We start from the raw sequence: 8,979 nt of genomic DNA, 5'->3' as shown, positions 1-8,979 counted from the left end.
GCCCGTGCCGACAGCCCCGATGCCGACGAGGCCCGTGCCGACAGCCCCGAGGCCGAGGAGGCGCGCCGGCCGATCGATCCGGCGGACGTGACCGCCCGGCTGGCCGACCCCGACCGCTGGCCGATCGACTGGACGCCGCAGACCGGTTCGACCCACGCCGATCTCGCCGCCCAGGCCGAGGCCGGGCGGTTGCGCCCAGGGCAGGTGCTGGTCACCGAGGAGCAGGTCGCCGGCCGCGGGCGGGCCGGCCGGCAGTGGCACTGCCCGGCGGGCGCCGGCCTGATGGTCTCGGTCGCGCTCGACCTGCCGGCGGTGCCCGCTGAGCGCCGCGGGTGGGCCGGGGCGGTCCTGGGCCTGGCCGTCGTGGCCGGGCTGCGGTCGGCGGCCGGGGTGCCGGCGGGCCTCAAGTGGCCCAACGACGTGCTGATCGACGGGGCCAAGTGCGCGGGCATCCTCGGCGAGGTGGCCGGTGGCCGGTTGATCGTGGGCTCGGGCATCAACATCTCGCTGACCCGCGCCGAGCTGCCCCGGGACGACGCCACGTCCGTCGCGCTGGCCGGCGGGCGGCTCGACCGCGCCGCGCTGCTGGCCGCGATCCTGGACGAGCTCGGATCCTGGTGCGACCGCTGGGCGGTCGCGGCCGGCGAGGTGGACGCGGCCGGCATCCGGCCCGCCTACCTGCGGGCCTGCGTGACGGTCGGCGCGCAGATCCGGGTGCTGTTGCCGACACAGCGCTGGGTGGTCGGCGAGGCGGTGGACGTCGACGCCGGCGGTGCGCTGGTCGTCGCGGACGCGACCGGCCGGCGGCAGTCGTTCACCGTCGGCGACGTCGTGCACGTCCGCCCCGCCCCACCCGGCTGACCGGGCCCGGCTTGACGGCCCGGCGCGCACCTGACGGTGCCTCGGGGAGGGCCGGTCCCGGCCGGCCACCCCGACCGGCCATCCGGCCCGTCCACCGGGTGCGTAGCACCCCGACCGGCCATCCCGCTCGTCCACCGGGTGCGGCCACCCGGGTGGCGGGCCACGCGATTAGGGTCGGCGGCGTGGTCCACCCTTCCGCGCCCACCGGCGGCGTCGCCGCCCGCCTCGCCGACGTCCGGGGCCGGGTCCGCGCCGCGGCGCTGGCCGCCGGACGGGACCCGGCGCAGATCCGAATCCTGCTCGCGACCAAGACGTTGCCCCCGGCGGTGATCCGCGCGGCGATCGCCGCCGGCGGCACCCTGATCGGGGAGAACCGGGTCCAGGAGGTCCTGGCCAAGGCCGACGAGCTGGCCGACGTGCCGCACGAGACGCACTTCATCGGCCACCTGCAGTCGAACAAGGTCACCATGGTGCTGCCGCACATCAGCTGCCTGCAGACACTGGACTCCGCGGCCCTGGCCGACCGGCTGCAGGCGCGGCTGGAGACGATGGACCGCGGGCTGGACGTCCTGGTCCAGGTCAACGTGTCCGGTGAGGCCACCAAGTCCGGCGTGCCGCCGGCCGAGGTGGCCGACCTGGTGGCCGCCATCGCTCGGCACCCGCGCCTGGTGCTGCGCGGCTTCATGACGATCGGCCTGAACTCGCCGGACCGGGCCGCGGTCCGCCGCGGCTATGCCGAGCTGGCCGGCATCCGGGCGCGGGCGGCCGCCGAGGGGTGGCCGGGCGCGGCCGTGGCCACCGAGCTGTCCATGGGCATGAGCGGCGACTACGCCGACGCCATCGCCGAGGGGGCCACGATCGTGCGGCTCGGCTCGGCGGTGTTCGGCCCGCGGACCCCGGTGCCGGCGCGCTGACCGTCCGCGCCGTCGACGCCGGGTGCCCCCGCGGACGCCCGGCCCATGGCCGGGGACCATGCCGCCGCGCCCCGGCCCGATCACCCCGACGGGGTGAATGCCGGCCGGGCCGGGTGCCGTTCCGCCCGTCGGGATGTCGTGCCGACGGGGCGGCGGTAGCGTGACGTCAGCGCTCGTCGGCGTGTGCGCGACGGTCGGCGCGGGCCGGCCGGATCAGGGATCCGCCACGGGGAGTGACCGAGGAGAACACATGCCCTATCCGGACAATCTGCTGGTCACCGGCGAGAAGATCTACGTCCGCAAGCGTCCGCACTGGAAGGTGCTGATCCTTCCGCTCCTGTTCTTCGTGCTGATCGTCGGGGCCTGTGCGGCCCTGCTGGCCTTCCTCAACGGCCGGGACTGGCCCGGGTGGGTCACCTGGGCGATCGTCGCCGTCGCGGTCGTCGCGCTGATCATCCTGGTGCTGGTGCCGTTCATCCGCTGGCGTACCGAGCACTTCGTCATCAGCAATCACCACATCTTCTTCCGCACCGGCCTGCTCTCGCGCCGGGAGCACCAGATCCCGCTGGGCCAGATCGCCAACATCGAGACCGAGGTGACGTTCTGGGGCCGGCTCATGGGGTACGGCTCGCTGATCGTGGAGTCCTCGGCCGACCAGCCGCTGAAGTTCCGCAACGTGGCCAACCTGTCCAAGGTCCAGTCGATGCTCAACCAGCTGATCCGGGACGAGAAGGAGCTGCTGCACCGCCCGCACATGGAGGTCGACGACTGGGCGGCCGACCCGTCCGACGATCGGGACCGGCGCGCGCCGGGCTCGGCCGCTCCCGAGGCCGGGCCCCGGCCGGAGCAGCCGGCGACCGGCCAGTGGGCCGCCGCGCCCGGCCAGCCGGCCGGCTACGGCCAGCCGTACGGGCCGCCGGCCTACGGCCAGGGCGGCTACCCGCAGGGCGGCTATCCGGGCCAGGGTTATCCGCAGGGTCCGGGTGGCCAGGGCTATCCGCCGGGCCAAGGCGGTCAGGGCTATCCGCAGGGTCCGGGTGGCCAGGGCTACCCGCAGGGCCCGGGTGGCCAGGGGTACCCGCAGGGCCAGGGTTACCCGCAGGGACCGGGTGGCCAGGGTTATCCGCAGGGCCAGGGTGGCCAGGGTTACGCCCAGGGACCGGGTGGCCAGGGCTACCCGCCGACCCAGAGCTACCCACCGGGGCCCGGTGACGGCCAGCCGCCGACGTCGGCGTACCCGCCGCCGGGCGGCTACCCGCCCGGCTACGGGGCCGCCGGTCAGCCTTCGTACCCGCCGTCCGGCGGCTACCCGGGCGGCGCTGCGGGCTACCCGCCGCCGGCGTCCGGACCCACCGGCGGCGGCCAGCCGGCGGCCTGGGGCGGACCCACCGCCGATCCCACGGTGGCCACCCGGAGCCCGTCCGCGGGCGACGCCGAGCCGACCGTGCTGACCCGCTCGCCCGGGGCGCACGCGCACCCGTCCGACCCGGCCGACCAGGCGGACCCGTCCGGTTCGGCCGACCCGTCGGCGGCCGGGGCGGCCCGCGGCCGGCATGCCCAGCCCACGGCATCGACGCCGTTGCCGGCGTCCTTCGACACCCCGCCGGAGCCCGAACCCACGGTGATGATCCGGCCGCCGGCGGCCGATGGCCCGGGTGACTCCGCGACCGGCGGGGCCGGCGAACCGGGCTCGGGACCACGCTCCTGATCGGGCCCGGCCGGGGCGCCGCGGCGGCTGGGCCGGAGCCGCGGGCGGCCCGGAACCGACCCGTATGGTGGTCGACGTGACGACGGTGCTCCTGGTCGAGGACGATCCGGCCATCGCGCAGCCGCTGACCCGGGCGCTGCAGCGGGAGGGTTACGAGGTCCGCCCGGCGCCGACCGGTGGGGCCGCGGTGGCCGCATTCGGCCAGAACGGGGCGGACATCACCCTGGTCATCCTCGATCTCGGCCTGCCCGATCTGGACGGGCTGGAGGTGTGCCGGCGGATCCGGGCGGCCGGCAAGGACCTGCCCGTGCTGATGCTGACCGCCCGCACCGACGAGGCCGACTTCGTGGTCGGCCTGGACGCCGGCGCCGACGACTACGTGGCCAAGCCGTTCCGCATGGCCGAGTTGCTGGCCCGCGTCCGGGCGCTGCTGCGGCGGCGGGTGCCCGCCCTGATGGAGATCGGCGGGGTGCGGGTGGAGACCGGCTCCCGGCGGGTCGAGGTCGACGGGGTCGAGGTCACCCTGTCGAACAAGGAGTTCGAGCTGCTCCGGGTGATGATGAGCCGGGCCGGGCAGGTGGTGACCCGGGAGGAGATCCTCGCCGAGGTCTGGAACGACCCGACGATGAAGACGTCGAAGACCCTGGACATGCACATGTCGTGGCTGCGCCGCAAGATCGCCCGGCCGGGTACCGAGGGCGGGGATCAGCGGATCTCGACGGTGCGCGGGGTCGGCTTCCGCTTCGAGACGGACTGAGTTCGTGTCGCGCCGCCCGGGTCGTCGTTCCCCGCGCGGGCCGGGTCGCTGATGCGCCGCCGCGTGCTCGTCTCCATCCTGCTGGTCATCGCGGCCACCGTGCTCACCCTCGGCGTGCCGTTGTCCATCGTGTCCTGGCGGGTCGTGGACGACCTCATGCGCAACGACCTGAACACCCGGCTCGAGTCGATCGCCGCGTCGATCGCCAACCAGAGCAGCTCGTCGGCCATCGACCTGGGGCAACTGGCCGCGGCGGTGCCCCCCGGCGGCCGGCTGGACATCACCATGGCCGGCCGGATCGACCAGTCGATCGGGACCGCGCCGTCCAACCAGGTCTACGCCGAGCAACTGGCCATGGCCGGTGGCGGCACCCTGCGGCTGTCGGTGCCGGAGAGCTACCTGCGGGCCGAGCAGTGGAAGGCGATCGCCCTGGTCGCGTTGGCCGTGCTGCTGTCGGTGGTGGTCGGCACCGGAGTCGCCGTACTCACCGCGCGACGGTTGACCACGCCGCTGACCGACGTCGCGCGGCGGGCCGCGCGGCTCGGCTCGGGCGACTTCCGGACGTTCCGCCGGCGGTACGACATTCCCGAGCTCGACCGCGTGGCGGACGTCCTCGACTCCTCCGCCCAGGACATCTCCGCCCTGATCGCCCGTGAACGGGACCTGGCCGGTGACATCTCGCACCAGCTGCGGACGCGGCTGACCGGCCTGCGGCTGCGGCTGGAGGAGCTGGCCGAGTACCCCGATCCGGATGTGCAGGCCGAGATCGAGGAGGCACTGGAGCAGACGGACCGGTTGGTGACCGTCGTCGACGACCTGCTGGCCAATGCGCGCTCGCAGCGGGCGGCCGGCGCCAGCGAGCTCGAGCTGTTCGACGAGCTGGCCGAGATCGAGGCGGACTGGGGTCTCCGGCTGACCGCGGTCGGCCGGACGCTGACCGTGCGCTGCGCGCGGGACGTGCGGGTGCACGCGACGCCCGGCCGGTTGCGTGAGGCCATCGGGGTGCTGCTGGAGAACTCGCTGCGGCACGGCGCCGGCGCGGTCGGCATCCTCGTCCGTCCGGCCGGCCGCAGCTCCGGGGGAATGGTCGTCCTCGAGGTCAGCGACGAAGGCCCGGGCGTGCCCGAGGCGCTGGTCGCGCACGTGTTCGACCGGGGGGTGTCCACCGCGTCGTCGACGGGCATCGGGCTGGGGCTGGCGCGGGCGTTCGTCGAGGCCGACGGGGGCCGGCTGGAACTGCGGCGGGCCGTGCCGCCGACCTTCGCGATCTTCCTGACGGTCAGCGTCCCGCCGGCCGACGAGCCGGTCGAGGCGTTGCCCGCGTCGGCCGCGGCCGGCGCGATCGGACCCTGAGAACGACGACGCGCCGGCCGCTCAGGGCGGTCCGGCGCGGTGGTCGGAAAGGGGCGGGCCAGGGGGAGAAGGTCAGGGACGGCGCGTGTAGTCCGCGGCGTCCGGCCGGGTCGGCTGCTCGGGGATGCGCTCGGTGGCCGGGGCCTCGGCCGCGGCCTGGGCGGCGGTCTCGACGGCGACGATCTCCGGGTGGGAGGGGGTGAGCTCCTCGGGGAAGACGAACTTGCGGTACGCCCAGAAGCGGAACGCCATACCCAGCGCAGTGCCGATGACGTTGGCCGCGATGAAGTTCGCGATGCTCACCGTCAGCGAGGAGTAGTGGCCGGTGCTGATGCCCAGGACGTACTGCGAGACGGCCAGCGGGACCAGATTGAGCGCGAGGGCGATTCCGTTGACGACGAAGAACAACATCGCCTCGTGGTGCCGCTCGCGGCCGCCCCGGCTGTTGAACGACCATTCGCGATTCAGGATGTAACTGAAAATCGTCGCAATGATGACCGAAATGGCCTTCGCCGTCACGACCTTCTCGGCCAGGACCGTGTGCGAGAGCAGGCTGAACAGCCCGACGTCGACGACGTAGCTGGTGCCCCCGACGACCAGGAACTTTGCCAGTTCCCGGTACTTGACAGGCAGGTGCTGCCGAACGGTTTCGATGAGGGCCACGACGCGAGTCTACGGGTCGTCGCACGCTCGTCATCGGCCCGACCCGCGAAAGAGAAAAACGTCTCAGGCACGCAACCCGGAGGAAACTCGGGATTCAAGTAAAGGAATAGTCAAATTTCTCGGGCCGGCTCGACCGGAGAAATTGGTCGCGCACCGGACCCTGCTGAATCTACACAGCGAAGGGCCCCCACCGGGTCTCGATCGGCGTGGGGGTGATCACGATCCCGGCGGGCCTGCCGGCGCCGTTCCGTCGTCGTTCATGCCGGAGCGGGAGGTCGGGGCCGAGCCGGGCGCCGGGGTCGGGGCGCCCGGCGCGGTCGAGATCGGCGGGGCCGACCGGGCCGGGGGCGCCGGGGCGACCGGCAGGTCGACCACCGCGCCGTCGCCGGGGATGTCGATCCGCACCGGTCCGGTCCGGGCGTCCGGCCCGGCGGAGAGCGTGACGGTGACGGTCACCGTGTCGCCCGGCGCGATGGCCGGCAGGGTGCAACTGGTGCCCGAACCGGCGTGCGCCCCGTCGACGGTGACGGCCGCGACGGTCACGCCGTCGGGCGCCGTCAGCCGGATCGCCGCCGGGGCCGACGGCTGGCCGCCGTCGTTGCGGACGGTCAGCGTGACGGTCCCGGATCCCCCCGCGGTCGGTGCGGTGCCGACGGCGAGCCGGCCCAGCACCAGGTGTGCCGGATCGGGCGGCGGGGCCGACTCGGTCGTGCCGGGGCCGGTCGATTCTGGGCCGGTCGTGCCGGCGTCGGTCGTGCCGGCGGCGGTCGTGCCGGAGGCGGTCGTGCCGGAGGCGGTGGTGCCGGCCCCGGATGCCGTGGTCGCCGGGGCGGCCGGGTCGGGGGTGACAGTGCCGCCGGACACCGTGCCGCCGGCCGTCGTGCTGCCGGAAGTCGGGGTGCTGCCGGGTGTGGTGCTGCCGGGAGCCGTCGGGTCGGTGGTCGGCGACGCGCTGGTGGGCGGACCGGACATCGGGGCGTCCGGCGTGGTCGCCGAGGTCGGGCCGTCCGGGGTGCTGCCCGGCGTCGTGGCGGGGCCGCCCGAGGGGCTCGGGCCACCGGTCGGGGTCGGGTCGGCGCCGGTCGTGGCCGCCGGTCCCGTCGGCTCGACCGGGACCGACGGTTCGCCGGCCACGGTCGGGATGCCGGGTCCGTCCGTCGCGGCCGGGGCGGCCCGGTCGGCCGCCGCGTCGGGCGCGGCGAGCACTCCCGGCGGCGCCGGCAGCGCGGCGACGGTCGCGTACCGGGTGGCCCCGTCGATGGTCACCCCGATGCTGCCCTGCTTGGCCGTCGGCGGCAGGACCACCCAGAACTCCAGCGTCGTGCTCTTCCCGGCCCCGATGGACGGCAGGGTGCAGCTCGTCCCGCAGTACTGCAGCGGCCGGATCCAGGTCAGCGGGCCGACCAGGTTGGTCACCCCGACCTGGACCGGCCGGGCGGTGCTGGCGGCGGCGCCCGGGTTCGTCACCGTCAGGTGCAGGTGGGCGATGGTGCCGGTGACCTTCGGGTACGACCGCGGCCAGAACGCCAGATCGGCGGTGCTGCCCCAGGTCCGCCAGGCCACCGAGAGCGGGGAGAGCGTCAGGGCGGCCGGGGCCACCTGCAGGGGGTTCGTCCCGTCGGTGAGCGGCACCTGGTTGCCGGCGGCATCGGTGACGACGACCGGCAGGGCCCCGGCCCGCTGCGCGGCGCCGATGGTGACGGTCACGCCGAGCCGGTCGCCGGAGCAGGTCAGGACGGAGCCCGAGCCGCCGCAGCCGGACAGCGTGACCAGGGGACTGGTCGAGGTGAACGTCAGCGGTCCGGGTGCGGTGGCGTCGCCCGAGCGTTCGACGGCCAGCGTCAGGGCCGGTGCGGTGCCGGCCGGGAACGGTCCGCCCGGGGTGGCCACGACCTGGTGGAACGCGCCGACCACGGCGAACGTCGTCGCCTGCGGCCGGACCACGGTCACGATCAGCGCGTAGGTCCCGGGCCGGGTGGTCGCCGGCGCGTCGAGCGTGACGACGACGGTGACCGAGCGGCCGGCCGGGATCGGCGGGAGTGTGCAGGCGCCGGTGCAGGTGCCGCCGTCGCCGGGGTCGATCCCGGCGACGTCGAAGCCGGGGGCGGCCGCGGTGATCGGCTCGCCGCCCGGGTACGGCGAGCCGCCGGTGTTGTGGACGGTCACGGCGAACCGGCCGGAGCCGCCGGCGACCGGGCGGACGACGGTCGTCAGGTCGTCGGCGGAAAGGGCGGGCGCCGACAGCACGGTGATCGGGTCGACCGCGATCGACCGGCCGCCGGCGTCGGTGGCCGTCAGGGTCAGCTGCCGGCCGGTGAACGAGTTCGCCACGGTGACCAGCAGCGGGACGCTCCCGTCGGCCCGCACCGGGCAGCTGTCGAGGCCGTCCGCGCAGGTCACCCGGACCGCCGGGTCGGTCGCGGTGACGGTCACCGACCCGGGCCGGATGCCGTCCGCGACGGTGGCGGTCAGGGTGACCGCACCGGTCGACCCGTTGGCCGGCAGGGCGGTGTCCGGGTCGGCGGCCAGCCGGGTGATCCCGGCCTCGACGGTCAGCGCAGCGGCCACCGGGTCCTGGCCGGGCAGGGTGAGCTGGGCCTGCGCCGCCGACGGGGCGTCGGGTTCGACCGCGAGGCCGACGGTGACCCGGGCCTCGTCGCCGGGGCCGATGACCGGCAGTCCGCACACCGCACCGCCGGCCGCACCGCCGGCCGCACCGCCGG

At 75.3% G+C, this 8,979-nt stretch carries 6 protein-coding genes and 1 pseudogene; 5 read left to right on the top strand and 2 right to left on the bottom strand.

The window, feature by feature from the left end:
• The 5 genes from ACOJUF_RS07640 to ACOJUF_RS07620 form a co-directional block, all read left to right on the top strand.
• On the top strand, positions 1-861 hold an 861-nt coding region (locus tag ACOJUF_RS07640; RefSeq protein WP_420121261.1), incomplete at its 5' end, for a biotin--[acetyl-CoA-carboxylase] ligase.
• A gap of 182 nt (positions 862-1,043) precedes the next feature.
• Positions 1,044-1,775, top strand: a complete 732-nt coding sequence (locus ACOJUF_RS07635) for a YggS family pyridoxal phosphate-dependent enzyme (protein ID WP_420121260.1) — start codon at positions 1,044-1,046, stop codon at positions 1,773-1,775.
• A gap of 250 nt (positions 1,776-2,025) precedes the next feature.
• On the top strand, positions 2,026-3,483 hold the full coding sequence (locus ACOJUF_RS07630) for a PH domain-containing protein (protein WP_420121259.1): 1,458 nt from the start codon (positions 2,026-2,028) through the stop codon (positions 3,481-3,483).
• A gap of 76 nt (positions 3,484-3,559) precedes the next feature.
• Positions 3,560-4,240, top strand: a complete 681-nt coding sequence (locus ACOJUF_RS07625) for a response regulator transcription factor (RefSeq protein ID WP_420121258.1) — start codon at positions 3,560-3,562, stop codon at positions 4,238-4,240.
• A 63-nt stretch (positions 4,241-4,303) separates the two neighbouring features.
• Positions 4,304-5,593 carry an ATP-binding protein gene (locus tag ACOJUF_RS07620; RefSeq protein WP_420121257.1) on the top strand — a complete coding sequence of 430 codons (1,290 nt, stop codon included), beginning with the start codon at positions 4,304-4,306 and terminating at the stop codon, positions 5,591-5,593.
• 72 nt (positions 5,594-5,665) lie between these two features.
• Here ACOJUF_RS07620 and ACOJUF_RS07615 read toward each other — a convergent pair whose 3' ends face one another.
• Positions 5,666-6,256: a GtrA family protein gene (locus tag ACOJUF_RS07615; RefSeq protein ID WP_420121256.1), complete on the bottom strand. Its 591-nt coding sequence runs from the start codon at positions 6,254-6,256 to the stop codon at positions 5,666-5,668.
• Positions 6,257-6,472: 216 nt separating this feature from the next.
• Positions 6,473-8,979, bottom strand: a pseudogene (locus tag ACOJUF_RS07610) (hypothetical protein); the annotation flags it as partial.

Source organism: Nakamurella sp., assembly GCF_048594475.1.
In the GTDB taxonomy this organism is placed as follows: Bacteria; Actinomycetota; Actinomycetes; order Mycobacteriales; family Nakamurellaceae; genus Nakamurella.
The sequence above is the reverse complement of the archived record's forward strand: the minus strand, read 5'-3'. Positions and strand labels throughout refer to the sequence as shown.

Excerpts from the sequence above, each read along its gene's own strand:
- ACOJUF_RS07630 (WP_420121259.1), top strand. The coding sequence starts at position 2,026 with ATGCCCTATCCGGACAATCTGCTGGTCACCGGCGAGAAGATCTACGTC.